The organism is Streptomyces xanthophaeus (assembly GCF_000725805.1).
In the GTDB taxonomy this organism is placed as follows: Bacteria; Actinomycetota; Actinomycetes; order Streptomycetales; family Streptomycetaceae; genus Streptomyces; species Streptomyces xanthophaeus.
Map to the genome: position 1 here is coordinate 18816 of NZ_JOFT01000039.1, position 26348 is coordinate 45163.

Below are 26348 nucleotides of genomic sequence, written 5' to 3' on the forward strand. Positions count from 1 at the left end.
GGCGTTCACAGTGGAGAATCTGATTGCGCTGCTGGTGGCGGCGCCCCTGCTCGGAGCGGCGGTGCTGCTCTGCGGCGGCCGGCGCCTCGACCGGGTCGGCCACTGGATCGGCACCCTGCTCGCGGCCGTCTCCTTCGGCATCGGCGTCGCGCTCTTCGCCGACATGCTGGGGCGCGGCGCCGATGACCGCACCCTGCACCAGCGGCTGTTCACCTGGATCCCCGTCGAGGGCTTCCAGGCCGAGATGGCCTTCCAGCTGGACCAGCTGTCGATGACCTTCGTCCTGCTGATCTCCGGGGTGGGCACGCTCATCCACGTGTACTCGATCGGGTACATGGAGCACGACGAGCGCCGCCGCCGCTTCTTCGGCTACCTGAACCTGTTCGTCGCGGCGATGCTGCTGCTCGTCATCGCCGACAACTACCTGCTGCTGTACTTCGGCTGGGAGGGCGTGGGCCTCGCCTCCTACCTCCTGATCGGCTTCTGGCAGCACAAGCCCAGCGCGGCCACCGCCGCGAAGAAGGCCTTCCTGGTCAACCGCGTCGGCGACATCGGCCTGTCGATCGCGATCATGCTGATGTTCACCACGTTCGGCACCTTCGCCTTCGGGCCGGTGCTCGGCGCGGCCGGCGAGGCCTCGGAAGGCACCCTGACGGCCATCGGCCTGATGCTGCTGCTGGCCGCCTGCGGCAAGTCGGCGCAGGTGCCGCTGCAGTCCTGGCTCGGCGACGCGATGGAGGGCCCGACCCCGGTCTCGGCCCTGATCCACGCGGCGACGATGGTCACCGCGGGCGTGTACCTGATCGTCCGCTCGGGCGCCATCTTCAACGGGGCGCCCGACGCCCAGCTGGTCGTCACCGTCGTGGGCGCGGTCACGCTGCTCTTCGGTGCGATCGTCGGTTGCGCGAAGGACGACATCAAGAAGGCCCTTGCCGGGTCGACGATGTCGCAGATCGGCTACATGATCCTCGCCGCGGGCCTCGGCCCGATCGGCTACGTGTTCGCGATCATGCACCTGGTCACGCACGGCTTCTTCAAGGCGGGTCTCTTCCTCGGCGCCGGTTCCGTGATGCACGGGATGAACGACGAGGTCGACATGCGCAAGTACGGGGCCTTGAGGAAGTACATGCCGGTCACCTTCGTCACCTTCGGCCTCGGCTACCTGGCGATCATCGGCTTCCCGGGCCTGTCCGGGTTCTTCTCCAAGGACATGATCATCGAGGCGGCCTTCGCGAAGGGCGGCACCGAGGGCTGGATCCTCGGCGGAGTGACCCTGCTCGGCGCGGGCATCACCGCCTTCTACATGACCCGCGTCATGCTCCTCACCTTCTTCGGCGAGAAGCGCTGGCAGCCGACAGCCTCCGGCGCGGTGCAGCAGGACGGGACGGTGGCACGTGCCGTGTCCGGCGATGAGCCCGCGGCTTCGCCGCACGGCTCCGGGGAGATGCCCCACCCTCACGAGTCCCCGAAGTCGATGACCATCCCCATGGTCGTGCTCGCCTTCGGATCCGTCTTCGCGGGAGGGTTCTTCAGCATCGGCGACCGTTTCGTGAACTGGCTCGAGCCCGTCACGGGCTACGCGCACGGCCACCCGCCGGTCAGCGCCATGACGGTCACCCTGGCCACCATGGCGGTCCTGGTCATCGGTGTCGCGATCGCCTGGTCGATGTACGGACGCAGGCCCGTCCCGGTCGTCGCCCCGCGCGGCTCGCTCCTCACCCGGGCGGCCCGCCGGGACCTGTACCAGGACGACTTCAACCACGTCGTGCTCGTACGCGGCGGGGAGCACCTGACCCGCTCGCTCGTGTACGTCGACCACAGCCTCGTCGACGGGGTGGTCAACGGGACGGCCGCCTCGGTGGGCGGGCTCTCCGGCCGGCTGCGCAAGCTCCAGAACGGCTACGCCCGCAGCTACGCGGTCTCGATGTTCGGGGGCACGGCGATCCTCATCGCCGCGACCCTGCTGATGAGGGCGGTGTGAGATGGAATTCCCGCTTCTGACGGTGACGGCGGCCGTGCCCGCGGTCGGCGCGATCCTCACGGCGGCCGTCCCGGCCGCCCGCAGGACCGCCGCCAAGTGGCTCGCGCTGCTGTTCTCGCTGGCGACCCTGGCCCTGGCCGTGCTCGTCGCGATCCGCTTCGAACCGGGCGGTGACCGCTACCAGCTCACCGAGTCCCGCCCCTGGATCGCCGACTTCGGCGTCCGCTACGAACTGGGCGTGGACGGGATCGGGGTGGTCCTCATCGGGCTCACCGCGCTCCTGATCCCCTTCGTGATCGCGGCCGGCTGGAACGACGCCGACCCCCTGGAGACCAGCTCCACCCGCTGGCGGCCCACCCAGGGCTTCTTCGCCCTGATCCTGCTGGTCGAGGCGATGGTGATCATCTCCTTCGAGGCCACCGACGTCTTCCTCTTCTACATCTTCTTCGAAGCCATGCTCATCCCGATGTACTTCCTCATCGGCGGCTTCGGGGACCGGGCCCATTCCGGGTCCGACGAGAACGCGGCCGCGCAGCGCTCGTACGCGGCGGTCAAGTTCCTCCTCTACAACCTGGTCGGCGGCCTGATCATGCTGGCGGCCGTCATCGGCCTCTACGTGGTCGCCGGGAACTTCTCGCTCCAGGAGATCGCCGCCGCCCGCGCCGCGGGCACGCTCGACATGGCGACCAACACCGAACGCTGGCTGTTCCTCGGCTTCTTCTTCGCCTTCGCGGTGAAGGCCCCGCTGTGGCCGCTGCACACCTGGCTGCCGAACGCGATGGGCGAGGCCACCGCCCCGGTCGCCGTACTGATCACCGCGGTCGTCGACAAGGTCGGCACCTTCGCGATGCTCCGCTTCTGCCTCGGGCTCTTCCCGGAGGCCAGCAAGTGGGCCACGCCGGTGATCCTCGTGCTCGCCCTGATCAGCATCATCTACGGTGCGCTGGTCGCGGTCGGGCAGCGGGACATCAAGCGCCTGGTCGCCTACGCCTCGATCTCGCACTTCGGCTTCATCATCCTGGGCATCTTCGCGATGACCTCCCAGGGCCAGTCCGGCGCCACCCTCTACATGGTCAACCACGGCCTGTCGACGGCGGCACTGATGCTCGTCGCCGGATTCCTGATCTCGCGGCGCGGCTCCCGGCTCATCGCCGACTACGGCGGCGTGCAGAAGGTGGCCCCGGTCCTCGCCGGCACCTTCCTCATCGGCGGCCTCGCCACCCTCTCACTGCCGGGCCTCGCGCCCTTCGTCAGTGAATTCCTGGTCCTGGTCGGCACCTTCGCCCGGTACCCGGTCGTCGGCATCATCGCCACCGTCGGCATCGTGCTGGCCGCGCTGTACACCCTGGTGCTCTACCAGCGCACGATGACCGGCCCCCTGAAGGAGGAGGTCCGCACCATGCCGGACCTGCACCTGCGGGAGGTGCTGGTGGTCGCCCCGCTGATCGCGCTGCTGATCGGCCTGGGCGTCTACCCGAAGGTGCTCACCGACATCGTCAACCCGGCGGTGGAACACACCATGTCGGACGTGCAGCAGACGGACCCGAAGCCGGACGTGCCTGTGGAGAACGTGGAGGCGGCGAAGTGAGCACAGTGACTGCTGCCCAGAACCTGTGGACGCTGGCGGCCGAGGGACCGGTCGACCGGATCCCGGCGCCCGTCATCGAGTACGCACAGCTCGCGCCGACCCTGATCGTGGTGGGCGCGGCCGTCCTCGGAGTCCTCGTCGAGGCCTTCGTCCCGCGCAAGTCCCGTTACTACGTGCAGTTGTTCCTCACCGTCGCCGCGCTGGCCTCGGCCTTCGCGGCGGTCGTCGGCCTCGCGGCCGGCGGGTACGGGAGCACCAAGGCGCACATCGCCGCGATGGGCGCCATCGCCGTGGACGGCCCGGCCCTGTTCCTCCAGGGCACCATCCTGCTGTCCTCGGTCGTCGCGGTCTTCACCTTCGCGGAACGGCGCCTGGACCCGGCCGTGCACGGCAACCGGGTGGACTCCTTCGCCGCGCAGGCGGCGTCCGTCCCGGGCAGCGAGAGCGAGAAGGCGGCCGTCAAGGCCGGTTTCACCACCACCGAGGTCTTCCCGCTGGCCCTGTTCGCGATCGCCGGAATGCTCGTCTTCCCGGCGGCCAACGACCTGCTGACGCTGTTCATCGCACTGGAGGTCTTCTCCCTCCCGCTGTACCTGCTCTGCGCCGTCGCCCGCCGCCAGCGGCTGATGTCGCAGGAGGCCGCCGTCAAGTACTTCCTGCTCGGCGCGTTCTCCTCCGCGTTCCTCCTCTTCGGCATCGCACTGCTCTACGGGTACGCGGGCTCGGTCTCGTACGCGGTGATCGCCGACGTGGTGGACGGCACGGTCACGCAGACCGACCCGGCGCTGGCCGCCACCATGGGCAACGACGCACTGCTGCTCATCGGCGGCGCGCTGATCCTGACGGGCCTGCTCTTCAAGGTCGGCGCGGTCCCCTTCCACATGTGGACCCCGGACGTCTACCAGGGCGCCCCGACCCCGGTCACCGGTTTCATGGCGGCGGCCACGAAGGTCGCGGCCTTCGGCGCGCTGCTGCGGCTGCTGTACGTGGTCCTGCCGGGCCTGCGGTGGGACTGGCGGCCGGTGATGTGGGGCGTCGCGATCGTCACCATGCTGGCGGGTGCGGTGATCGCCGTGACCCAGACCGACGTGAAGCGGCTGCTGGCGTACTCCTCGATCGCGCACGCGGGCTTCATCCTGGCCGGTGTGATCGCCACCTCGGCGGAGGGCATCCAGTCGGTCCTCTTCTACCTGGCCGCGTACTCCTTCGTGACGATCGGCGCCTTCGCGGTGGTCACGCTGGTGCGCGACGCGGGCGGTGAGGCGACGCACCTGTCGAAGTGGGCGGGTCTCGGACGCCGTTCGCCGCTCACGGCGGCGGTGTTCGCGGTGTTCCTGCTGGCCTTCGCCGGCATCCCGCTGACCTCCGGGTTCGCGGGCAAGTTCGCCGTGTTCAAGGCGGCGGCGGAGGGCGGCGCCGGGGCGCTGGTCGTGGTCGGTGTCATCTCGTCCGCGATCGCCGCGTTCTTCTACATCCGGGTGATCGTCCTGATGTTCTTCAGCGAGCCGAAGGCCGACGGCCCGACCGTGGCCGTGCCCTCGCCGCTGACGATGACCACGATCGCGGTCGGCGTCGCCGTCACCCTGGTCCTGGGCCTGGCCCCGCAGTACTTCCTGGACCTGGCCGGACAGGCGAGCACCTTCGTCCGCTGACCGGTCCACCGCATGGCACAGGGCCCGGCCCCCTTCGGGGAGCCGGGCCCTTTCGCGTCCGGGAAACTAGCCGGTGCTGCGGCGTGCGGGCATGATCTGGGTGAGGTCCAGGTCGATGGGGAAGGGCACGGAGACCTTCAGCCTGTCGTGGAAGATGCCGGTGGCGACGTACACCTTGGTCGCGGGTTCCAGTTCGTAGACGTAGACCACGGCCCGGCCCTCCTTGTTCTCGACCCGCCAGAAATGCGGAATCATGGCGCGGGCGTACTTGACCGGCTTCGCCTCACGGTCGCGGGCCACCGATTCCGGGGACACCACTTCGATCGCGAGCCGGACGGAACCGGCGGGAAGCCGGGTCTGATCCGGATCCTCCTCGGTGTCCTTCGGGACGACGATCACATCCGGCTCCGGGCGGTTGTGACGATCGATGTCGATGGTGAACTCCCTCAGCACCTCCAGTCCGTCCGGCACGACGGACTCCAGTTGCCGTTCGAAGAAGCTCACAGCGCGCAGGTGGAAACGGGTCTGCGGACTCACGAAAACGAGGCTCCCGTCGATCAGCTCCGTGTGCGGAGGCAGATTCGGAAGCGTGTCCAGGTCGTCGGCAGTCCAGCCGCCCGGGGGCGGGATCGGCCAGCGGTGTTCCGGGTTCATCAGTGCTCCCATGAGCCGCAGTCTCGCGAGTGCGACCAGCGTATCGCCGGGGATCCGGGGAGCTCCGTCCTTTCGGGTGAGTCATATGCGCGAGGCACTTGACGGCCCTGCGGTCGCGGAACTAATGGCTGTGCGTGTGCGCCGGGGTCTTCTTCGGGCAGGTCAGGGCGGTGTTCCAGTTGTGGAAGGGGCCCGCCGGGTTCTTCTTGTACGCCCACATGTGGAGGTCGTAGTGCTTGGGCATGCCCGTCCAGTGGCCGGGCATGGGGCCGTCGAAGGGCAGGCCGAACATGCTCGGCCGGTCGTCGGTGGTCTTCAGGTCCTGGTCGCGGTCGGTGGCCATCCACTCCACCGTCTGGAGCGTGCGGCGGCCGTGGCGGTCCTTCTCCGTGCTGTAGAGGAGCGCGGTCGGCCTGGCGGGGTCCTTCGAACCCCAGTTGGCGGCCTTCACGTAGTGGTAGCCCATCGCGCCCGCCCCGAACGGGTTCGTCATGCACTCCTGGCCGTGCGGGACGTAGCCGTCCTTGATGGCCTGCCGCTCGTCCACGTACTTGGCCGTCGCCCGGATCGCCGTCGCCATGTCCCTCATGGCCCTGTGGTCGCGCGGGTCCGGCGCCGGGCCCTCGACCCCGTGGGCCGGGGCCGCCGCGGTCAGGCCGAGCGACACGGCGGCCGCGCAGGCGAGAACGGTCTTCAGGCTGCGTACGGGCATGGCGGCGGCTCCTCGTGGTGGGGGTACGGGGTAGGGGTTCCCCGGTGCCGTTCGTCCGTCCACCATCGCGGCCCGCCCCGCCCCGCGCACGCGGCGCGCCTCCGAACGGGGGGGGCGGGGGCCCGGCCGGCGGGCCGCAGCCGTGTCCCGGTGGGCCGGCAGCGCGGAGGCCGCACCGGCCCTGCCGGGGGCCGGGGCCGGGCCCCCGGCCCCGGGCCCCCGGCGGAGAGGCTAGCGGGAGCCCACGATGCGGCCGGTGACCTCACCGAGGCCCACGCGGGTGCCGTCGGCGCCGGGGGCCCACGCGGTGAGGGTGACGGTGTCGCCGTCCTCCAGGAAGGTGCGCTTGCCGTCGGCGAGCTCGATGGCGTCGCGGCCGTTCCAGGTCAGCTCCAGCAGGGAACCGCGCTGGCCGACCTCGGGTCCGCTGACCGTGCCGGAGCCGTAGACGTCGCCGGTGCGCAGGGAGGCGCCGTTGACGGTCATGTGGGCCAGCTGCTGGGCGGCGGTCCAGTACATGGAGGCGAACGGGGGCTGCGCCACCTCCTGGCCGTTGATGGAGACCGTGATGCGCAGGTCGAAGCCGCCGGGGCGGTCGCCGGACGCGTCGTCGAGGTAGGGCAGGAGCGGGAAGTCCCGGGCGGGCGGCGTGACGCGGGCCGCGTCCAGGGCCTCCAGCGGGGTGACCCACGCCGACACCGAGGTGGCGAAGGACTTGCCGAGGAAGGGGCCCAGCGGCACGTACTCCCAGGCCTGGATGTCGCGCGCCGACCAGTCGTTGAGGAGGAAGAGGCCGAAGACGTGGTCCTCGAACTCGCCGAGCGCCACCGGACGGCCCAGCTCGGACGGGGTGCCGACGACGAAGCCGACCTCGGCCTCGATGTCGAGCTTGACGGAGGGGCCGAAGACGGGCGCCGGGTCGGTGGGGGCCTTGCGCTGCCCGGAGGGCCGCACGACGTCCGTGCCGGACACCACGATGGTCCCGGAGCGGCCGTGGTAACCGATCGGCAGGTGCTTCCAGTTGGGCGTCAGGGCGTCCCCGTCGGGCCGGAACATCTGGCCCACGTTGGTGGCGTGGTGCTCGCTCGCGTAGAAGTCGACGTAGTCGGCGACCTCGTACGGCAGGTGCAGCACGACCGCGTCCAGCGGGAGCAGGTGCGGCTCCACGGTCGGGCGGTGGCCGGGGTCGGTGACCCAGGCGGTCAGCGCGCGCCGTACGTCGCGCCAGGCGGTGCGCCCGGCGGCCAGCAGCGGGTTCAGGGAGGGCTGCCCGAGCAGTCCGGCGTACGGGGAGCCGAGCGCGGCCGCGGCCGCTCCCGCGTCGAGCACGTGGCCGCCGATCCGCACGCCGATCCGGCGCCGCGCCGGGTCCTCGGGGGTGGAGAACACCCCGTACGGGAGGTTGTGCGGCCCGAACGGGTCGCCCTCGGGGACATCGAGGGGGCTCTGCTGGGGCATGGGGTGCTGCCTCGCTTTCGACGCGGTCCGGGGGTGTCCCGGGGGCTGGCTGACACGTTACGTGCCCGGTGGGGCCCGCGGGAGGCGGGATTCGAGCAGTATTTGTAGGACTTGTCCAAGGGGGTCCGTATCCTTGGCGCCGTGACTTCCGCCCTTCCCTATGCCTTGATCGCCACTGACCTGGACGGGACTCTGCTGCGCGCCGGAGACACCGTTTCCGCCCGCTCCTACCAGGCGCTCGCGACGGCCCGCACCGCCGGCGCCCAGCACATCGTCGTCACCGGACGCCCGGTGCCCCAGGTCCGACACGTCCTGGACGGCCTCGGTTACGCAGGGCTCGCGGTGTGCGGGCAGGGCGCGCAGGTGTACGACGCGGCGCGCGGCGTGCTGCTGCACTCCGTCTCCATGGACCGCGGGCTGGCCGAGGTGGCCCTCGGCAAGATCGAGGCCGAGATCGGCGAGGTGTACGCGGCCGTCAACCAGGAGGGGCTGGACGCGGAGATGCTGATAGGGCCCGGCTACCGGATGTGGCATCCGCACCTGCCGACGGTGCGCGTGCCCCGGCGCGCAGACCTGTGGTCGGCCCCCATCAACAAGGTGCTGCTCCAGCACCCGGAGCTCGACGACGACGAACTGACGCGCGTGGCCCGCTCGGTGGTCGGCGACCTGGTGAACGTCACCATGGCGGGCGAGCACACCGTGGAGCTCCAGCCCCCGGGCATCGACAAGGCCGGCGGACTCGCGCGGGCGGCGGAGGTCCTCGGCCTGCCCGCCTCGTCGACGATCGCCTTCGGGGACATGCCGAACGACGTCCCGATGTTCGCCTGGTCGGCGCACGGGGTGGCCATGGCCAACGCCCACCGCGAACTGTTCGACGTCGCCGACGAGGTCACGCTCTCGAACGAGGCGGACGGCGTCGCGGTGGTCCTGGAGCGGCTGTACGCGTAGCGTCCCGGGCCGGGACGGGCCCGGGCCCGTCAGGGCAGCTCGGGGTCGGTGACCTCCCACGTGTGCCCGCCGGAATGGGACAGGTACTGGCCGCACCCCGCGCCGCAGCCGTCGGTGGCCGGGCAGTCCGGGAGCACCAGGAGCGCGTCGGGCCCGCCCGACTCGGACCACCGGGCCCACAGGGCGGCCCTGGCCCCGCCGTCGTGGACGAGGTCCATGTGGTCCCCGGCGTGCCGTTCCAGCGAGCACCGCAGGACCGGACCGCCCCGGAGCACCTCCATGAGGGCGCGCCCGTCCGCGGACAGGAGCTGTGTCAGTGCGGTCAGGTGCGTCGCGGACAGGGCGCCGTGTGCGCCGCAGGCGAGGCGTACGGGACTGCCGGTGCCGCTCACGCGATCCACTCCCGGGCGGCGACGGCTGCCACGCAGCAGGTCCAGGCGGCCGCCCCGAGGGTCACGGTCACGGCCCCCCGCCGCGCGTCGTCGCTCGCCGGGCGGGAGCCGAGCAGCGCCCGGAGCCGGTCGGCCGCCGCCGCCACGGCCACCGCGAACGCGTCCCGCTCCGCCGCCCGCCCGGCGATCGCCGTGTCCAGCCGGGCCAGGAACAGGGCCCGGTAGGCGGGGTCCGACTCGATGCGGCGCAGCTCGGCGAGCGGCCGGTCCTCCTCGGACGGCTCCGGGTGCCCGTCCGCCGTCACAGCAGCCCCTCCGCGCTGCGGGCGTTGCACCGGGCGATCTCGGCCCGCAGCCGCTCCATGGGCTCGGCGGGACGCACGTCCCGAGGCTCCGCCTCCCACTCCGGCCCGCCATGCAGGGGCCGCAGGGCCCAGTAGGGGCCGGCGGTTCCCCGGAACTCCCCGACCAGGTCGTCCCGTCCCGTGTCCACCACGACGGTGCCGGGGGGCGGGGGTTGGGGGTGGTTCGTTGCAGACACGACCGTTCCTCTCCGTAGCCGAGTCGCTACCGATCGGGTTCAGAGTGGCCCTGGGCGGGGGAGGCTTCAACCTGTCGGATCGGAACGGAAGATTGGTCGACAGCCCTTGAACCGCAAGGAGTTGAACCCGGAGCGCGGTCCCCAGGCGGCCTTCGGTGCGCGTCTGCGCAGCTTGAGGGAGGAGCAGAGCTGGACGCAGGAAACCCTGGGCGGGCGGCTCGGGTACTCCAGTACGCACGTCTCGGCGGTCGAAACCGGACGGAAAGTGCCGACTCTGCGTTTTTCGCGCAGTGCCGACGAGGTCTTCGGCACCGGCCAGGGCGAGCGTTCGTTCGAGCGCGAGTGGCGCGAGATCCGGCACGGCGTACTGCTGGAGGGCTTCCCGGAGTTCCTCGCCTACGAGAGCCGTGCGGTGGAGATCCGCCTGTACGAGGTGGGCGTCATACCGTGGCTGCTCCAGACGCCTGAGTACGCGACGACGGTCACCGAGAGCACCGTCAAGAGGGGGGCCATCACTGCGGATCAGGCGAGCGAGCGCATCGCTGTCATTGCGGCGCGACAGGCCGCTCTGCTCCGTACGCCGCCGCCCATCGTCTTCGCGGTGCTTGACGAGAGCTGCCTCCGCCGACCGATCGGCGGACCCGCCCTCATGGCGGGCCAATTCGAGCGGCTACTCGAATTCGCCGAACTGCCGAACACCGTGCTTCAGATCGCCCCGTTCGACATGGGAGAGCGTCGTCCGCTCAGCCTGCCGGTCACCGTACTGACACTGCCCGACCGCTCGATCATGTCCTACGCCGAATCCGCCCAACGGGGCCATCTGGAACGGGACAACAACTCCGTGGTGCCCATGCTGACGGCCTACCATCAGCTCCAGGCCGAAGCGCACACACAGGCGGCATCCGTGGCCATGATCAATCAACTACGAAAGGGCACGTCGTGACGACTGAATCCCCCCGCTGGTTCAAGTCCTCCTACAGCGAGAACGGCGGCCAGTGCGTCGAGGTCGCCACCAACCTCGTCGCCTCGCCCGGTGTCGTCCCCGTCCGGGACTCCAAGCGTGACGACAGCCCGGTGCTCGGCTTCACCGCTGCCGCGTTCGCCGCCTTCGTGGACGGCGTCAAGGCCGTCTGAGGCGCGGCCCGCCGGGCCCCGGCAGGATGCCCGGGGCCCGGTCGGTCAGCCCGCCGCGCGCGGCAGCCGGCGTTCCCACGTGCGGTGGAAGACGACCTCCTCGCCCTCCCGGCACAGGACCTCGTTCGACGTCAGGAAGCCGCCCTCGTCGCAGGTGATCTCCGACCGGGTCTCCACCCGCGCGTCCCAGCCCAGTTCGGGCCGGTGGAGCCGGATCTGCCACTCCGAGAGGGTCCGGGCCGACAGGGGGTCGGACTCCTGGATCTCGTACACCTCCCGCGCGTCCTCGCTGAACTCCAGGCCGTCCGGGTACACCCGGGTGCCCCCGTAGCGGGGGTCGACCTCCAGCCGCCAGGTCCCGCGCGCCACGTCCCGTACGACGAGCCGTTCCGGGCGCGGCTCGTCGAGGGTGGCCGGGAAGACCACCCCCAGCGGCTCCGACTGCTCCGGCGGCTCGAAGCGGACCGACTCGTCCCGGGCCGTGGCGGCGGGGGACCCGGCCCGGACCGGGAGGGTCAGGGTGCTGCCCGCCGGGTCCAGGGTCCAGCCGGCCTCGGAGCCGGCCCGGGGCCAGATCCAGGGCCAGTACGCCGAGGACACCGCCAGCCGGATGCGGTGCCCGGGCGGGAAGGCGTGGCCGATGCCGTTCAGCTCGAAGGTGACCTCCTCGTAGGCGCCCACGGGCCACGGCACCGCCTGCTCCCGGCCCCGGCGCGCGGACAGGTTCAGCACGCCCCGCGTGACGAGCGTCGAGGAGCCGTCCGGGGCCACGTCGCACAGCCGGGCCACGGCCTGGCCGTACGGCACGTCCATGCGCAGCCGCAGGGTGACCGACGGGCGGCCGAGGATCTCCACCGGCTCGCCCCCGCCCACCGGGAACTCGAAGCAGGCCGACTTCGCGTCCTCCTCGCGCTGGTCCGGCGGCAGGTCGGCCTCGTTGCCGAAGGGGAAGAAGCGGCCCGCGTCGAGCCCGGTGTGCTGCGGGGAGGCGACGCGCACCGGGGCGCCCTGGAGCCCGTACGGGACGGGGACGACGGAGGCGGACGGCCAGGTCCGCTCCTCGGTCCAGCGGCCCGGGAGCTCCTCGTACACGGTGGCGGGCGGATGGGAGTCGCTGATCCAGGCGCGGAGCAGCGGTTCGTCCATCACGCCGTTGTCCTCGCCCTTGAGCCAGTGGTCCCACCAGCGCAGGGTTTCCTGGAGGAAGCCGATGGCCGGGCCCGGCGGCAGCCCGCGGTCCGGGTACTGGTGCGACCAGGGGCCGATCAGGCCGCGGACGCGGCCGGACGGCAGGTGCTCGACCAGCCGCAGCACGGTGTCCCGGTACGGGTCGTGCCAGCCGCCCACGGCCAGCACCGCCGCGCCGATCTCCGGGTAGCCCTCGCAGACGCTGCCGTGGCGCCAGTAGGCGTCGCGCGTCTGGTGGGAGAGCCAGGTGTGGATCAGCGGCTCCACGGCCTCCAGCCGCGTCAGCCACTGCTCGCGCCAGCCGTCCCCGGCGTACAGCGGGTCCGGCGGGCGGGAGGCGAAGGCCAGCATGGTCGCCGCCCAGGCGTGCATGTCCACGGCCAGCACGGAGCCGCCCATGTAGTGGACGTCGTTGTCGTACCGGTCGTCCGTGGAGCAGACGGTGACGACCGCCTTCAGCGGTGCGGGGGCGAGGGCGGCGATCTGGAGGGAGTTGAAGCCGCCCCAGGAGATCCCGAACATGCCCACCGCGCCCGTGCACCAGGGCCGGGCCGCCAGCCATTCGACGACCGCGACCCCGTCGGCCAGCTCCTGGGCGTCGTACTCGTCCCCGGGCAGGCCGCCGCTGCACCCGTGGCCGCGCACGTCCACCCGTACCGAGGCGTAGCCGTGTCCCGCGTACCAGGGGTGGCGCTGCCAGTCGCGCGGCGCGGTCCAGTCGGTGAGGCGGTACGGCAGGTACTCCAGCAGGGCCGGGACCGGCTCGTCCGTGACCGGCCGCCAGATCCGGGCGTAGAGCTCCACGCCGTCGGACAGGGGGATCCGGACGTCCTCGCGTGTGGTCGCGTACGGGAAATCGGTACGGATGATCATCCGGTTCAGCCGCCAATCGCCTCGGTCTCGGCCCGGTGGAGCCTCAGTGGACGGGGTGCATGGTGCGCCGCAGCCAGGGCGCCATCGCGATGACGGCCAGGCCCACCGCCACCGCGACGGCGCCGTTGACGCCGAAGTACACGGGGTGGGAGACCGTGCCGTAGAGCTTGACCACCTGCGCCTGGATGCCGTTGGCCAGGGCGAGGGAGAGGAACCACAGGGCCATGGTCTGGCTGCTGAAGGCCTTCGGGGCGAGCTTGGTGGTGGCCGACATGCCGGAGGTCTCCAGCAGGACGTCGCCGAGGCCGAGCAGCAGGTAGGAGCCGACGATCCACCAGGCGGCCATCTGGTAGGTGTCCCCGCTGTGCCCCGAGGTGGGGATGACCATCAGCAGGAAGGACAGGCCGCCGAGGATCACCCCGATGGCGATCTTGTTGGAGGCGTGCGGCTGGCGGTGGCCCATCCGGACCCACAGCGCGGCGACGACCGGGGCCAGTGCCACCTCGAAGGCGCCGAGTGCGGAGGCGTACCAGCCGGCCGGGAAGTGGAAGCCGAGGATCTCGGTCCGGGCGTTGGTGGAGGCCAGCAGCATCATCGTGGAGTAGGCCTGGAAGAGGATGAAGTTGAAGGCGACCGAGGCAAGGAAGAGCACCACGTACGGACGCAGCCGCGTGCGCTCGGCGGGGGTCACCCGGGAGCTGCGGAACATGACGGTGAAGTAGACGACGGGGGCGATCACCGAGACGAGGGTGAGCAGGTCGACGAAGCGGTCCATCGTCAGCCAGCCCAGGAGCGCCAGGAGGGTGGCGAGGGCGGCGAACAGGACACAGCCCGTGATGATCTTCGTCACGGTGGCGCGCATGGCGTCGGGTGCGAGGGCGTACTCGGCGGAATGCTTGCGTCCGGCCAGATGGCGGCGGCCCATCACGTACTGCACCAGGCCGGCGGTCATGCCGATCGCGGCGGCGGAGAAGCCCCAGTGCCAGCCCTGGTGCTCGCCGAGCCAGCTGGTGATCAGGGGTCCGGCGAAGGCGCCGATGTTGATGGCCATGTAGTAGAGGGCGAAGCCCGCGTCGCGCCGGTCGTCGGCGGTCCGGTACAGCTTGCCGACCATGGTGGCCACGTTCGGCTTGAGCAGGCCGGTGCCCGCGCTGATCAGGCCGAGGCCCACCCAGGTCATGGCGGCGGTCGGCACCGCCATGGCGTAGTGGCCGCAGGCGATCAGGATGCCGCCCCACAGAACCGCTCGATAGGAACCGAGGATCCGGTCGGCGAGCCATCCACCGGCGACGGAGACGAGGTAGACCATGGTCCCGTAGGCCGCCGAGACGGAGGCCGCGGTGCCGGGGTCCATGCCCAGGCCGCCGTCGGCCACCGAATCCGCGAAGTAGAGGACGAGGATGGCCTGCATGCCCAGGAACGAGAAGCGTTCCCAGACCTCTAGTCCGGAGAGGGTGGCGAGACCCCGGGGATGACCGAGGAAGGCGTGGTCGTCACCCGGAGGCGGCTGGTCCGCTTCCGGGTCCGAGGGTTCGTCTTGATCGGTATCAGTTCTGGACAAAACGCATTCTCCGGTTGTTTCGGCTCCTCCAGAACATACCGGTGCGCTTCGGGCGATGCTCGGGTGACCGCCGGACAGGCGCTCTCCGTGATCGAAAACAGACCCGATACGCTGGCTTGAGTGATGGCAGCGACACATCGACAATCCATGTGATCGTCAGCGTGATCGTCAGCAGACAGGAGTACCCCTCGTGACCGTCGTCGGGCCGTTCGGACTGAGCGTGCGGGACCAGGCTCTTGAGACCGATGTCCAGGCCGGACTGGCCGCCGTCGAGGCGGGTCTGCTGGAGGCCACCAAGAGCGAAGTCCCCTTCATCACCGAGGCCGCACAGCACCTCGTGCGGGCCGGAGGCAAGCGCTTCCGTCCGCTGCTGGTGATGCTCGCTTCCCGGTTCGGCGATCCGTACGCCCCCGGCGTCGTGCCCTCCGCCGTGGTCGTGGAGCTCACCCACCTGGCGACGCTCTACCACGACGACGTCATGGACGAGGCGGACGTGCGCCGCGGGGTGGCCAGCGCCAACACCCGCTGGGGCAACTCGGTGGCCGTCCTGACGGGTGACTTCCTGTTCGCCCGCGCCTCGCACATCCTGGCCGACCTCGGCCCCGAGGCCGTACGCATCCAGGCCGAGGCCTTCGAGCGGCTGGTGACGGGCCAGATCCTGGAGACCGCCGGCCCGCGCGACGGCCGCGACCCCGTCGCCCACTACCTCGACGTCATCGCGGGCAAGACCGGTTCGCTGATCGCCGTGTCCGGCCGCTTCGGCGCCCTGATGTCCGGCGCCGACGAGTCGGTCGTCGACATCCTCACCCAGTACGGCGAGCGCCTCGGCACCGCCTTCCAGCTCGCCGACGACGTCCTCGACATCGCCTCCGACACGCACGAGTCCGGCAAGACCCCGGGCACCGACCTGCGCGAGGGCATCCCGACCCTGCCCGTGCTGCGGCTGCGCGAGAGCGCCGCCCGCGACGGGCGCGCCGAGGACCTGGAGCTCGTACGGCTCCTGGACGGCGACCTGACGGACGACGCCCGGCACGCCGAGGTGCTGACCCGGCTCCGGGTGCACCCCGCCCTGGAGCAGGCCCGCCGCGACACCGTCCGCTACGCCGAGGACGCGCGGGCCACGCTCGCCCCGCTGCCGGAGTGCTTCGCGAAGTCGGCGCTGGTCGAGCTCTGCGACGCCGTGGTGCACCGCGCGGGCTGACACCGCCCCCAGCAGTGGAACGGGCCCCTCCGCCCCGTCGACCCCTACGGGTCGGGGGAGAGGGGCCCCTCTTGTGTCATCCCACGGTCGTACGCACAGTTGCTTCCGGGGACTGACGCCCCCGGCGCCCCGATTTGGTCAGATGGAGTCATCAAACCCCACCAGATCGGGTGAGCGCGGCGACACGGGGGTCGCCGCCGACGACACAGAGGGCAGGGCACTGACATGGCAGCGAACACGAAGACTTCTCGCAAGGTCGCCCGGTACGCCGTACCGGTCGCGGTGGCAGGTGTGGCCGCGGCGACCGTCGCGATGGTCCCGGCCTTCGCCAATGCCGGCGGACCCGACCTGCCGAAGGTGACGGCGCAGCAGCTCATCGAGAAGGTGGCGGCCTCGGACGTGCAGGAGCTGTCCGGCACGGCCAAGCTCAGCACCGACCTGGGCCTGCCGACCCTCGCGACCGGACTGCTCGGGGGCGGCGGCGTCGCGGGCGGCTCGGCCAATCCCGAGGACAAGGTCGCCCAGCTGGCGAGCGGTACGCACACCTTCCGCGTCGCCGCCGACGGCCCGGACCGCCAGAAGCTCACCTTCCTGGACGGCAAGGACGAGTACAGCCTCATCCACAACGGCGACGACGTGTGGGGATACGACTCCAAGTCGAACGAGGTCTTCCACGAGAAGGCCCCCCAGCCGGGCCAGGACGGCGGCAAGGACAAGGGCAAGGAGCACAAGACGGCCGACCGGCTGGGCGCCTCGCCCCAGCAGCTCGCCGAGGAGCTCCTGAAGGCGGCCGGCCCGACCACCGACGTGAGCGTCGGCGACACGGCCCAGGTGGCCGGCCGCGACGCCTACCAGCTGGTGCTCAAGCCCAAGCAGAGCGGCTCCACCATCGCCTCCGTGAAGATCGCCGTGGACGCCAAGAACGGCGTGCCGCTGCGCGTGCAGGTGCTGTCCACCCAGGGCGGCAAGCCCATCGTGGACGCGGGCTTCACCAAGGTGGAGTTCGCCAAGCCGGCCGCCGACACCTTCGCCTTCACCGTCCCCAAGGGCGCCAAGGTGACCGAGGGCGGGGCCGAGTCCGGCCACGGCGACAAGGACTTCAAGGCCCTTGAGTCCTTCCCGGGCCTGGACGGCCTGGTCGGCGGGGCGAACGGCAAGGGTGAGGTGAAGGTCCTCGGTGAGGGCTGGGCCGCCATCGCCCGGATCGACTCGGGCACCGGCAAGGGGCTGAAGGACCTGGAGAACGACAAGGACGCCCCCAAGCAGGCCAAGCAGTTCCTCGACTCCCTCGGGGACAAGGTCTCCGGGAAGTTCGGCGAGGGCCGCGTCCTGTCCACCCGCGTCGTCAACGCCCTGATCACCGACGACGGCAAGGTCTACGTCGGCGCCGTCACCAAGGACGCGCTGGTGAAGGCGGCCGACGCCAACAAGTAGTCACCCCTGGGAAGACTGTGCGAAGGGTGGGCCGGGACTGTGTCCCGGCCCACCCTTGCGTCGTTCCCCTCCTGCGTACAGCGCGACCGCTGTACGGTGGAAGGCATGTCGAGACACGTCACCATCCGCCTGGACGAAGAGTTCCACGAGCGCCTCAAGGCGCGCGCGGCGGCACTGGGGACGACGGTCACCGCGCTGATCACCGAGGTCACGGAGCGCGAACTCGACGAGGACCGGAAGAACTTCCTCTCCGGCATAGAGGAGTTCGCCGACCACTGGAGCTACTTCCAGGAGCGGTTCGGCAATTGAAGATCACCATGGAGTGGGCCTGGACCGCTCTGGCCCACCATCTCCCGTCCGATCCCGCCGTGTGGGACCCCTCGGGGGTGGCCGCCGCCGTCGCCCGCCACCAGAACGACCTCGTCCTGGTACCCGAACAGCCCGCCCCGGACACCGCGTGGCGGGCCGCTGCGTTCCTGCACACCCTCGCGGTGTGCCCGGCGCTGGAATCCCCGATGAACGAGTTCTACGCGGCCGCGGCCACCCGCTCGTACCTGCGGGTGGCCGGGGCCAGACAACTGCCTTCGCCGGAGGTGCTCGGCGACCTGGTCGAGGCGGCGAAGCTGGGCCGCGCCGACGTCGCGGCGGTGGCCGAGGAACTGCGGGCCCGGATACAGGACCCGCAGACCGCCTCGCCTAGAAGGTGATCTTCCAGCTGTTGATGTAGCCGACGTCCTGCGCGGCTCCGTCCTTGGCCCGCAGCTGCCAGACCCCGTTCGCGACCTCGCTGGAGGCGTTGACGGTGTACGACTGCACGAGGTTGTCGGCGCTGCCGCCGCTGCGGTTGTGCAGGTTGTAGACCGTGCCGTCCGGGGCCACCAGGTCGACCACCAGGTCACCGCGGTAGGTGTGGACGATGTTCACGTCGACCTTGGTGGTCGCCGGGGCGTTGCCCGCGACACCGGAGACGGTGATCGGGGAGTTCACCGCGGCGGCGGGGGAGTCGGGGATGTTCACGTCCGCGGTGTTCTCGAAGGACGGGCCCGGCGGGACCGGCGTGGCCGCACCGAGGGTCCAGATCGCGTAGGCGACGGCGTCCGAGTTGCGGTCCAGCGCGGTGTCGTTGATGTTCGTCAGCGAGTCGCACGAGGAGTGGTAGCAGCGGTCGAAGGCCTGGCCGGCGGTGCCGCCCCACTTCTGCGCCTGCGCCGAGGACTTGCTGTTGCTGGCGCCGGTGAACAGGCCGCCGACCGGGATGCCCACGTTCTTGAACGAGGCGTGGTCGGAGCGGCCGTCGCCCTCGGTCTCGATCTCCGTGGGCACGCCGAGGCCCGCGTAGTAGTTCTTGAAGGTCTGCTCGATGGTCGGGTCGTCGTCGTAGACGAAGTAGCCCGGGTTCGGCGAGCCGATCATGTCGAAGTTCAGGTAGCCGGAGAACTTCGAGCGCTCGGCGGCCGGCAGGTTGTTGACGTAGTACTTCGAGCCGACCAGGCCCAGCTCCTCCGCGCCCCACCAGCCGAACCGCAGGTGCTTGGTGGGCTGGAGTCCGGCCCTGGAGACCGCGAGGGCCGTCTCCAGTACGGCCGCGCTGCCCGAGCCGTTGTCGTTGATGCCCGCGCCCGAGGTCACCGAGTCGAGGTGCGCGCCCGCCATCAGGACCGAGTTGGGGTCACCGCCCGGCCAGTCGGCTATCAGGTTGTAGCCGGTGGCGCCGCTGGAGGTGAAGGTCTGCAGCGTGGTGGTGAAGCCCGCCGCGTCCAGCTTGGCCTTCACGTAGTCGATCGAGGCCTTGTAACCGGCCCGGCCGTGGGCGCGGTTGCCGCCGTTGTTGGCGGCGATGGTGGAGAGCTGGGACAGGTGGGCCTTGACGTTGGCCAGCGGAATGTCGGGCGGCGTCGGCGCCGCGGCGACCGCCGTGGGGGCGGCCAGTGCGGCGGGAGAGGTGGCGGCGAACAGGCCGGCGACCGCGAACGCGGTCACGGCGGCAAGACGCCGGGAGACGGACAGGCTCATGGGGGGCTCCGGGATTCCGCGGGGATATGACGGAACGTGCGGTGGTGGCGCGGGTGAGCGTTAGTGCGTCAGTGCGAGCCTGATGGTCGGCGAGGGCATGACAATTCGTCAAGACCAGAATCCGGTCAGGGTGGTTCGGAAAACGGACGATCCCCGGCACTGGTGGTCAGTGCCGGGGATCGTGGGAGTGGAGAGGGTGCTGTTACGCCGGCTCGCGCGTCGGCGGGACGACCGCCGCAGGCGTCGGCGCGGGCGCTTCCGGAACCGCTGCGGAGGGTGCCTGAGGTGCCTGAGGTGCCTGCGGTGCGGCGGCGAGCTGGGCCCGCGCCCTGCGCGACGTACGGAGCGCGTCCCAGGTCAGCACCGTGAGCGCGGCCCAGACCAGGGAGAAGCCGGCCCAGCGCTCGGGGGGCATGGCCTCGTGGAAGTACAGGACGCCGAGCCCGAACTGGAACACCGGGGCCATGTACTGGAGCAGCCCGAGGGTGGACAGCGGGACGCGGATCGCGGCGGCCCCGAAGAGCACCAGCGGGACCGCGGTCACCAGACCGGTCGCGGAGAGCAGGACGGAGTGCCCGAGCCCCTCGGTGGCGAAGGTCGAGCGGCCCTGCGTGCCCAGCCACAGCAGGTAGCCGAGGGCGGGCAGGAACAGCACGGCGGTCTCGGCGGCCAGCGATTCCAGGCCGCCCATGCCGAGCTTCTTCTTGATCAGCCCGTAGGTGGCGAAGGAGAAGGCCAGGACCAGCGAGATCCACGGCGGGCGCCCGTAGCCCACGGCGAGCACCAGCACGGCGAGGCAGCTGATGCCGACGGCCGCCCACTGGGCGCGGCGCAGCCGTTCGCCGAGCGCGAGCACGCCGATCGCGATGCTGACCAGCGGATTGATGAAGTAGCCGAGGCTGGCCTCGACGACGTGGCCGTTGTTGACGGCCCAGATGTACAGGCCCCAGTTCACGGTGATCACGGAGGCGGCCAGCGTGGTGAGGGCCAGTTTGCGGGGCTGGCGCAGCAGCTCCCGTATCCAGCCCCAGCGGCGCAGCGCGAGCAGGGCCAGACCGACCGCGGCCAGTGACCACACCATGCGGTGGGCGACGATCTCGACGGCTTCCGAGGGCTTCAGCAGGGGCCAGAAGAGGGGGACGAGCCCCCACACCGCGTAGGCGCCGAATCCGCTGAGCAGACCCGCGCGATGATCTTTTTCCGCCTTCACGGGGCCTCCTGTACGCATTCCAGCCAACTTGACGACGGTAGCGCCGTACAGGTCGGATGTCATGCCCGTCACGAGGAGATACTCATGACACGAAGCCCGGCCCCCGTGAGGGGCCGGGCTTCGTGGTGGTCCAGGCGGTCGTGCCCCGTCCGTCAGCCGACGACGGTCCAGGTGTCGTTGCCGTGGAGGAGGCCGGTGAGGTCGCCCTTGCCGCTCCGGTCCACGGCCGTGTCGAGCTGGTCGGCCATGAGCGTGTCGTAGACCGGCCGCCCGATGCTGCGGAAGACACCGATCGGGGTGTGGTGCAGGGTGTCGGGGTCCGCGAGGCGGGAGAGGGCGAAGGCGTTGGTGGGGCTGGTCACGCCCGTGTCGTGGACCAGGATCCGGCCCTCGTTCTCGGGGGTGACCGTGACGACCTCCAGGTCGCCGGTGGCGGGGTTGCGCACGACGCCCTTGCTGTCGTCGGCGCCGAAGCGGATCGGCCGGCCGTGTTCGAGCCGGATCACCGCTTCGAGGGCCCGCTCCTTGTCCTTGAGGGCCTCGAAGGCGCCGTCGTTGAAGATGTTGCAGTTCTGGTAGATCTCCACGAGCGCGGTGCCCTGGTGGTCGGCGGCCTGGCGCAGCACCTCGGTGAGGTGCTTGCGGTCGGAGTCGACGGTCCGGGCGACGAAGGAGGCCTCGGCGCCCAGGGCCAGCGACACCGGGTTGAAGGGCGCGTCGAGGGAGCCCATCGGCGTGGACTTGGTGATCTTGCCGACCTCGGAGGTGGGCGAGTACTGGCCCTTGGTCAGACCGTAGATCCGGTTGTTGAAGAGGAGGATCTTCAGGTTGACGTTGCGGCGCAGCGCGTGGATCAGGTGGTTGCCGCCGATCGAGAGCGCGTCGCCGTCGCCGGTGACGACCCATACGGACAGGTCGCGGCGGGAGCTCGCCAGACCCGTGGCGATGGCGGGTGCACGGCCGTGGATGGAGTGCATCCCGTAGGTGTTCATGTAGTACGGGAAGCGGGAGGAGCAGCCGATCCCGGAGACGAAGACGATGTTCTCCTTCGCCAGGCCCAGCTCGGGCATGAAGCCCTGCACGGCGGCGAGGACGGCATAGTCGCCGCAGCCCGGGCACCAGCGCACTTCCTGGTCGGACTTGAAGTCCTTCATCGACTGCTTGGCCTCGGCCTTGGGCACCAGCGACAGCAGGTCGCGGTGGCCGGCGGGGGCGTCCGTCACCTCAGTCATTGATGGCCTCCTCGAGAACCTTGGCGAGCTGCTCGGCCTTGAACGGCATTCCGTTGACCTGGTTGTACGACTGGGCGTCGACCAGGTATTTCGCGCGGATCAGGGTGGCGAGCTGCCCGAGGTTCATCTCCGGCACCACTACCTTGTCGTAACGTCCGAGGACCTCTCCCAGATTCCGCGGGAAGGGGTTCAGGTGCCGCAGATGGGTCTGGGCGATGGGCTGCCCGGCCTGGCGCAGGCGGCGGACGGCCGCGGTGATCGGGCCGTAGGTGGAGCCCCAGCCGATGACCAGGGTCCGGGCGCCGTCGGGGTCGTCCACGGTCAGGTCCGGGACGTCGATGTTGTCGATCTTGGCCTGGCGGGTGCGGACCATGAAGTCGTGGTTGGCCGGGTCGTAGGAGATGTTGCCCGTGCCGTCCTGCTTCTCGATGCCGCCGATCCGGTGCTCCAGCCCCGGGGTGCCCGGCACGGCCCAGGGCCGTGCCAGCGTCTGCGGGTCGCGCTTGTAGGGCCAGAAGACCTCGGTGCCGTCGGCCAGCGTGTGGTTGGGGCCGGTGGCGAACTTGACCTTGAGGTCGGGCAGGTCGGTGACCTCGGGGATCCGCCACGGCTCGGAGCCGTTGGCAAGGTAGCCGTCGGAGAGCAGGAACACCGGCGTCCGGTAGGCCAGCGCGATCCGGGCCGCCTCCAGCGCCGCGTCGAAGCAGTCCGCCGGGGTGCAGGGGGCCACGATCGGGACCGGGGCCTCGCCGTTGCGCCCGTACATCGCCTGGAGGAGGTCGGCCTGCTCCGTCTTGGTCGGCAGGCCCGTGGAGGGGCCGCCGCGCTGGATGTCCACGATCAGCAGCGGCAGCTCCAGCGACACCGCCAGCCCGATCGTCTCCGACTTCAGGGCCACACCGGGCCCCGAGGTGGTCGTCACGGCCAGCGCCCCGCCGAAGGCGGCGCCCAGCGCCGCGCCGATCCCGGCGATCTCGTCCTCGGCCTGGAAGGTCCGCACGCCGAAGTTCTTGTGCCGCGACAGCTCGTGCAGGATGTCCGAGGCCGGGGTGATCGGGTACGAGCCCAGGTACAGCGGCAGGTCGGCCTGCTGCCCCGCCGCGATCAGGCCGTAGGACAGGGCCAGGTTCCCCGAGATGTTGCGGTACGTGCCGGTGGGGAAGGCCTTGCTGGCCGGTGCGACCTCGTAGGAGACCGCGAAGTCCTCGGTCGTCTCGCCGAAGTTCCAGCCCGCCCGGAAGGCGGCCACGTTCGCCTCGGCGATCTGCGGCTTCTTCGCGAACTTCTGCCGCAGGAAGGTCTCCGTACCCTCCGTGGGCCGGTGGTACATCCACGACAGCAGGCCCAGCGCGAACATGTTCTTGCTGCGCTCGGCCTCCTTGCGGGGCAGGCCGAAGTCCTTCAGGGCCTCCAGCGTCAGCGTGGTCAGCGGCACCGGGTGCAGGTTGTAGGCGTTGAGGGAGCCGTCTTCCAGCGGTGAGGTCTCGTAGCCGACCTTGGCCATCGGGCGCTTGGTGAACTCATCGGTGTTGATGATGATCTCCGCGCCGCGCGGCACGTCCCCGATGTTCGCCTTCAGCGCCGCGGGGTTCATCGCCACCAGCACGTTCGGGGCGTCGCCCGGGGTGAGGATGTCGTGATCGGCGAAGTGCAGCTGGAACGAGGAGACGCCCGGCAGGGTGCCGGCGGGCGCCCGGATCTCGGCGGGGAAGTTGGGCAGCGTCGACAGGTCGTTCCCGAAGGACGCCGTCTCCGACGTGAAGCGGTCACCGGTGAGCTGCATTCCGTCACCCGAGTCACCCGCGAAGCGGATGATCACACGGTCGAGACGGCGGACTTCCTTGCCGTTGGGGCCCTCCGGGATGCGCTGTCCACCGACAACCGCTCCTCCGGACCCGTCGGCCTGCTCGGCTGGGCTACTGACCTGGCTGGTCACTGAACTGGACCTCCTTCGAGGCGTGGTTCCCCAGGACCCACCCTACGTCCGTAGCGATCAGGTCCAAGGGGTCGACCACATTCTGGACCGTCGGACCGCCCATTGAGACGATCCGACCGGTATGCCGTGTGCCATATCTGACAGAGTGTCAGTCGATCAAGATTTCAGATAGGTGAGAACGGCCAGAACCCGCCGGTGATCCCCGTCACTGGGAGAAAGGCCGAGCTTCATGAAGATGTTGCTGACGTGCTTCTCCACCGCTCCGTCGCTCACCACGAGCTGCTTCGCCACGGCGGAATTCGTACGGCCCTCGGCCATCAGCCCGAGCACCTCGCGCTCGCGCGGGGTCAGCCCCGCCAGCACGTCCTGCTTGCGGCTGCGGCCGAGCAGCTGAGCGACGACCTCGGGGTCCAGGGCGGTACCGCCCCGGGCCACACGGACCACGGCGTCCAGGAATTCCCGTACGTCGGCCACCCGGTCCTTGAGCAGGTACCCCACCCCGGTACTGGATCCGGCCAGCAGCTCGGTGGCGTACTGCTCCTCCACGTACTGGGACAGGACCAGCACCCCGACTCCGGGGTGTTCGCGCCGCAGACGTACGGCGGCCCGCACCCCCTCGTCGGTGTGGGTCGGCGGCATCCGCACGTCGGCCACCACCACATCCGGCAGGGCGTCCTCCGCGGCCAGTTCCGCCACCGTCTTGATCAGGGCTTCCGCGTCCCCGACGCCCGCCACGACGTCATGCCCCCGGTCGGTCAGCAACCGGGTCAGGCCCTCACGCAGCAGCACCGAATCCTCGGCGATGACCACCCGCACCCTGTCTTCCACGTCTCAGCAGCTCCCGCACCCACTCGTTCCCGCACGCCCTTACCCGGCCAAGCATCCCAGCCTCAAGGCCGGATCAAGGCAGAGCCCCGGCAACGAAGGGGCGTGCGCCGGAGGTTTTCGGCCGAGCCCGGATCCCTTGCCGCACCTGGGCAGGAGCCGTACGGCGGCGGACCGGAACGATCCGGTTGGCGGCCACGCGGTCGGGCCTGCGGGCGGACGGGTACGGACCGGAACGATCCGGCCGACCGCCCGCGACCGGGCGCGCGAGGGCGGCCGGGCGCCGACCGAAACGATCCGGCCGTCTGCCCGGTCCGGTGGCCGGGTCGGCGCGGCGGCCCCGGCTACGGGTGCCGGGGCGGCTCGGCGGTGACCGTGGTGCCGGCCCCGGCTACGGGTGCCGGGGCGGCTCGGTGGTGACCGTGGTGCCGGCCCCGGCTACGGGCGCCAGGGCAGCTCCGCCGTGACCGTCGTGCCACCCCCGGCCGGGGAATCCACGACCAGCACCCCGTCCACGGCGTCCAGCCGCCCGGCCAGCCCCGCCAGCCCCGACCCGGCCCCCGCGACCGCCCCGCCCCGGCCGTCGTCGGCCACCTGGAGCAGCAGCCGCTCCCCGGACTTCCACACGTCCACCGAGGCCGACCGGGCCCGCGCATGCTTGCTGACGTTCTGCAGCAGCTCCGACACGGTGAAGTACGCGATCCCCTCCACCGAGGCCGCGGGCCGGGCCGGCAGGTCCACCGCCACCCGCACCGGCACGGCGCACCGCGAGGCCACCGAGGACAGCGCCGCGTCCAGACCGCGGTCGGTCAGCACGGCCGGGTGGATCCCGCGGGCCAGGTCGCGCAGCTCCTGCAGGGCGACCTTCACCTCCCCGTGGGCCTCGTCCACCATCCGGGCCGCGGCCCGGGGATCCCCGGCGAGCGTCTCCTTGGCCAGCCCCAGGTCCATCGCCAGGGCCGCCAGGCGGGCCTGCGCCCCGTCGTGCAGGTCCCGCTCGATGCGCCGCAGGTCGGCGGCGGCCGTGTCCACGACCACCCCGCGGTCCGACTCCAGCTCGCTGACCCGGCTGTCCAGGCGGGACGGGCCGAGCAGCCCGCCGATCAGGGTCCGGTCGACGGTGGTCATGGCCCGCAGCATCCACGGGGTCGCGAGGGTCAGGACCAGCCCCGCCAGGCAGGTCGTGGCGATCGCCAGGGGCGAATCGAGGTAGAAGGACCGGTCGCCGTCCTGGAAGAGCTGGAGACCGGGCTGGTCGGTGTAGGCGGGGAAGACCCAGAACCAGGCCGGGTACAGCAGGAGCGCCCACCCGGTCGCCCAGAACGTCAGCGCCGTGCAGAAGCAGAACACCGCCCACGGGAAGTGGATCACGCAGTACAGGACGTGCCGCCAGGCGCTCCCGCTCTTGAGCAGCGCCCCCATGGCGGCCAGCGCCCCGCTCTTGGCCGCCCGGACCGGCGCGGGATCGGCGACCGCCGCCCCGAGCAGGCCGCGCACCCGCGCCCGCTCCAGCTGCCCGAAGCCGCGGCACATGGCCAGCAGACCGGCCAGGACGGGGATGCCGAGGAAGGTGACGAGCAGCCCCGCGCCGAGGCTCACCCCGGCGATCGCGAGGGAGAAGTACAGGGTGCTCAGCGGCAGCCCGAGCAGCAGGAACCCGAGCTCCCGCCACGTCCGTCCGGCGACGGGCGCCCGCAGCACCGCGCCGAGCCCCCCGCCCGTGCCTTTGCCGTCGTCCATGGCGCCGACCCGCCCTTCCCCGCTCGTCCGTCCGTACCCCTCCACCCTGTCGCCCGGCCCCGCCCCGGACCATCC

Annotated in this window: 24 protein-coding genes; 10 read left to right on the top strand and 14 right to left on the bottom strand. The window is 71.0% G+C overall.

The window, feature by feature from the left end; all coding sequences use genetic code 11:
- The first annotated feature begins 10 nt into the window (after positions 1 to 10).
- Genes nuoL through nuoN form a run of 3 tightly spaced genes read left to right on the top strand, consistent with a single transcriptional unit; the run spans position 11 to position 5221 of the window.
- On the top strand, positions 11 to 1981 hold the full coding sequence (gene nuoL, locus IO30_RS0123765) for an NADH-quinone oxidoreductase subunit L (RefSeq protein WP_031145940.1): 1971 nt from the start codon (positions 11 to 13) through the stop codon (positions 1979 to 1981).
- Between the two features lies 1 nt (position 1982).
- Entirely contained in the window at positions 1983 to 3569 is a 1587-nt protein-coding gene (locus tag IO30_RS0123770; RefSeq protein ID WP_031145943.1) for an NADH-quinone oxidoreductase subunit M, read from the top strand.
- A 5-nt stretch (positions 3570 to 3574) separates the two neighbouring features.
- Entirely contained in the window at positions 3575 to 5221 is a 1647-nt protein-coding gene (gene nuoN / locus IO30_RS0123775; protein ID WP_373316542.1) for an NADH-quinone oxidoreductase subunit NuoN, read from the top strand.
- Positions 5222 to 5287: 66 nt separating this feature from the next.
- Here nuoN and IO30_RS0123780 read toward each other — a convergent pair whose 3' ends face one another.
- From IO30_RS0123780 to fahA, 3 genes are all read right to left on the bottom strand, one after another.
- A complete protein-coding gene (locus tag IO30_RS0123780; protein WP_031145947.1) occupies positions 5288 to 5887 on the bottom strand; it encodes a Uma2 family endonuclease in 600 nt (199 codons plus the stop codon).
- Between the two features lie 109 nt (positions 5888 to 5996).
- Positions 5997 to 6587, bottom strand: a complete 591-nt coding sequence (locus IO30_RS0123785) for a hypothetical protein (protein ID WP_031145949.1) — start codon at positions 6585 to 6587, stop codon at positions 5997 to 5999.
- A gap of 231 nt (positions 6588 to 6818) precedes the next feature.
- Complete coding sequence (gene fahA / locus IO30_RS0123790) at positions 6819 to 8045, bottom strand: fumarylacetoacetase (protein ID WP_031145950.1); 1227 nt, start codon at positions 8043 to 8045, stop codon at positions 6819 to 6821.
- Between the two features lie 141 nt (positions 8046 to 8186).
- Between fahA and IO30_RS0123795 the strand changes: the two genes are divergently transcribed.
- Positions 8187 to 8993 (top strand): HAD family hydrolase, encoded by an 807-nt coding sequence (locus IO30_RS0123795; protein ID WP_031145952.1) that lies wholly within the window; start codon positions 8187 to 8189, stop codon positions 8991 to 8993.
- A 29-nt stretch (positions 8994 to 9022) separates the two neighbouring features.
- Here IO30_RS0123795 and IO30_RS42130 read toward each other — a convergent pair whose 3' ends face one another.
- From IO30_RS42130 to IO30_RS0123810, 3 genes are read right to left on the bottom strand one after another with little or no spacing between them, the layout of a single operon-like run.
- Positions 9023 to 9385 carry a hypothetical protein gene (locus IO30_RS42130; protein ID WP_051902538.1) on the bottom strand — a complete coding sequence of 121 codons (363 nt, stop codon included), beginning with the start codon at positions 9383 to 9385 and terminating at the stop codon, positions 9023 to 9025.
- Positions 9382 to 9690, bottom strand: a complete 309-nt coding sequence (locus IO30_RS46445) for a hypothetical protein (protein ID WP_063768225.1) — start codon at positions 9688 to 9690, stop codon at positions 9382 to 9384. The genes IO30_RS42130 and IO30_RS46445 overlap by 4 nt, the downstream gene beginning before the upstream one ends.
- Complete coding sequence (locus IO30_RS0123810) at positions 9687 to 9926, bottom strand: hypothetical protein (protein WP_031145958.1); 240 nt, start codon at positions 9924 to 9926, stop codon at positions 9687 to 9689. Before IO30_RS0123810 ends, IO30_RS46445 begins: the two co-directional genes overlap by 4 nt.
- 106 nt (positions 9927 to 10032) lie before the next feature.
- On the opposite strand from IO30_RS0123810, the gene IO30_RS0123815 reads away from it, so the two are divergent.
- Positions 10033 to 10869 carry a helix-turn-helix domain-containing protein gene (locus IO30_RS0123815; RefSeq protein WP_031145960.1) on the top strand — a complete coding sequence of 279 codons (837 nt, stop codon included), beginning with the start codon at positions 10033 to 10035 and terminating at the stop codon, positions 10867 to 10869.
- A complete protein-coding gene (locus tag IO30_RS0123820; RefSeq protein WP_031145962.1) occupies positions 10866 to 11060 on the top strand; it encodes a DUF397 domain-containing protein in 195 nt (64 codons plus the stop codon). Before IO30_RS0123815 ends, IO30_RS0123820 begins: the two co-directional genes overlap by 4 nt.
- A gap of 45 nt (positions 11061 to 11105) precedes the next feature.
- Here IO30_RS0123820 and IO30_RS0123825 read toward each other — a convergent pair whose 3' ends face one another.
- The gene (locus IO30_RS0123825) at positions 11106 to 13121 is read right to left on the bottom strand and encodes a CocE/NonD family hydrolase (protein WP_031145964.1); all 2016 of its coding nucleotides are present in this window, start codon (positions 13119 to 13121) and stop codon (positions 11106 to 11108) included.
- Between the two features lie 43 nt (positions 13122 to 13164).
- Positions 13165 to 14682 carry a peptide MFS transporter gene (locus IO30_RS0123830; protein ID WP_031145966.1) on the bottom strand — a complete coding sequence of 506 codons (1518 nt, stop codon included), beginning with the start codon at positions 14680 to 14682 and terminating at the stop codon, positions 13165 to 13167.
- A gap of 190 nt (positions 14683 to 14872) precedes the next feature.
- Here IO30_RS0123830 and IO30_RS0123835 point away from each other — a divergent pair, with 190 nt between their 5' ends.
- The 4 genes from IO30_RS0123835 to IO30_RS0123850 all read left to right on the top strand — a co-directional run bounded on the left by IO30_RS0123835 (position 14873) and on the right by IO30_RS0123850 (position 18024).
- The gene (locus tag IO30_RS0123835; RefSeq protein WP_031145968.1) at positions 14873 to 15883 is read left to right on the top strand and encodes a polyprenyl synthetase family protein; all 1011 of its coding nucleotides are present in this window, start codon (positions 14873 to 14875) and stop codon (positions 15881 to 15883) included.
- Positions 15884 to 16108: 225 nt separating this feature from the next.
- Positions 16109 to 17317: a LolA family protein gene (locus tag IO30_RS0123840; RefSeq protein WP_031145970.1), complete on the top strand. Its 1209-nt coding sequence runs from the start codon at positions 16109 to 16111 to the stop codon at positions 17315 to 17317.
- A 105-nt stretch (positions 17318 to 17422) separates the two neighbouring features.
- Entirely contained in the window at positions 17423 to 17626 is a 204-nt protein-coding gene (locus IO30_RS0123845; protein ID WP_229337077.1) for a ribbon-helix-helix domain-containing protein, read from the top strand.
- Complete coding sequence (locus IO30_RS0123850) at positions 17623 to 18024, top strand: hypothetical protein (RefSeq protein ID WP_031145973.1); 402 nt, start codon at positions 17623 to 17625, stop codon at positions 18022 to 18024. The genes IO30_RS0123845 and IO30_RS0123850 overlap by 4 nt, the downstream gene beginning before the upstream one ends.
- Here the strand turns inward: IO30_RS0123850 and IO30_RS0123855 are convergent.
- The 6 genes from IO30_RS0123855 to IO30_RS0123880 form a co-directional block, all read right to left on the bottom strand.
- Positions 18014 to 19330, bottom strand: a complete 1317-nt coding sequence (locus tag IO30_RS0123855) for a M28 family metallopeptidase (protein ID WP_031145975.1) — start codon at positions 19328 to 19330, stop codon at positions 18014 to 18016. The genes IO30_RS0123850 and IO30_RS0123855 overlap by 11 nt on opposite strands.
- A gap of 202 nt (positions 19331 to 19532) precedes the next feature.
- Positions 19533 to 20558 (bottom strand): EamA family transporter RarD, encoded by a 1026-nt coding sequence (rarD, locus tag IO30_RS0123860; RefSeq protein WP_373316472.1) that lies wholly within the window; start codon positions 20556 to 20558, stop codon positions 19533 to 19535.
- A gap of 134 nt (positions 20559 to 20692) precedes the next feature.
- A complete protein-coding gene (locus IO30_RS0123865; protein ID WP_051902540.1) occupies positions 20693 to 21772 on the bottom strand; it encodes a 2-oxoacid:ferredoxin oxidoreductase subunit beta in 1080 nt (359 codons plus the stop codon).
- Complete coding sequence (locus tag IO30_RS0123870; RefSeq protein ID WP_031145981.1) at positions 21765 to 23708, bottom strand: 2-oxoacid:acceptor oxidoreductase subunit alpha; 1944 nt, start codon at positions 23706 to 23708, stop codon at positions 21765 to 21767. Before IO30_RS0123870 ends, IO30_RS0123865 begins: the two co-directional genes overlap by 8 nt.
- A gap of 156 nt (positions 23709 to 23864) precedes the next feature.
- Positions 23865 to 24524: a response regulator transcription factor gene (locus IO30_RS0123875; RefSeq protein ID WP_031145983.1), complete on the bottom strand. Its 660-nt coding sequence runs from the start codon at positions 24522 to 24524 to the stop codon at positions 23865 to 23867.
- 447 nt (positions 24525 to 24971) lie between these two features.
- Positions 24972 to 26273, bottom strand: a complete 1302-nt coding sequence (locus IO30_RS0123880; RefSeq protein ID WP_031145985.1) for a sensor histidine kinase — start codon at positions 26271 to 26273, stop codon at positions 24972 to 24974.
- Positions 26274 to 26348 lie beyond the last annotated feature (75 nt).

What these genes read in the sequence shown, in the direction of transcription:
- IO30_RS0123770 (WP_031145943.1), top strand. Translation starts at nt 1,983, where the DNA reads ATGGAATTCCCGCTTCTGACGGTGACGGCGGCCGTGCCCGCGGTCGGC.
- IO30_RS0123780 (WP_031145947.1), bottom strand. Translation starts at nt 5,887, where the DNA reads ATGGGAGCACTGATGAACCCGGAACACCGCTGGCCGATCCCGCCCCCG.
- IO30_RS0123785 (WP_031145949.1), bottom strand. Translation starts at nt 6,587, where the DNA reads ATGCCCGTACGCAGCCTGAAGACCGTTCTCGCCTGCGCGGCCGCCGTG.
- fahA (WP_031145950.1), bottom strand. Translation starts at nt 8,045, where the DNA reads ATGCCCCAGCAGAGCCCCCTCGATGTCCCCGAGGGCGACCCGTTCGGG.
- IO30_RS0123825 (WP_031145964.1), bottom strand. Translation starts at nt 13,121, where the DNA reads ATGATCATCCGTACCGATTTCCCGTACGCGACCACACGCGAGGACGTC.
- IO30_RS0123840 (WP_031145970.1), top strand. Translation starts at nt 16,109, where the DNA reads ATGGCAGCGAACACGAAGACTTCTCGCAAGGTCGCCCGGTACGCCGTA.
- IO30_RS0123845 (WP_229337077.1), top strand. Translation starts at nt 17,423, where the DNA reads ATGTCGAGACACGTCACCATCCGCCTGGACGAAGAGTTCCACGAGCGC.
- IO30_RS0123855 (WP_031145975.1), bottom strand. Translation starts at nt 19,330, where the DNA reads ATGAGCCTGTCCGTCTCCCGGCGTCTTGCCGCCGTGACCGCGTTCGCG.
- rarD (WP_373316472.1), bottom strand. Translation starts at nt 20,558, where the DNA reads ATGCGTACAGGAGGCCCCGTGAAGGCGGAAAAAGATCATCGCGCGGGT.
- IO30_RS0123865 (WP_051902540.1), bottom strand. Translation starts at nt 21,772, where the DNA reads ATGACTGAGGTGACGGACGCCCCCGCCGGCCACCGCGACCTGCTGTCG.
- IO30_RS0123880 (WP_031145985.1), bottom strand. Translation starts at nt 26,273, where the DNA reads ATGGACGACGGCAAAGGCACGGGCGGGGGGCTCGGCGCGGTGCTGCGG.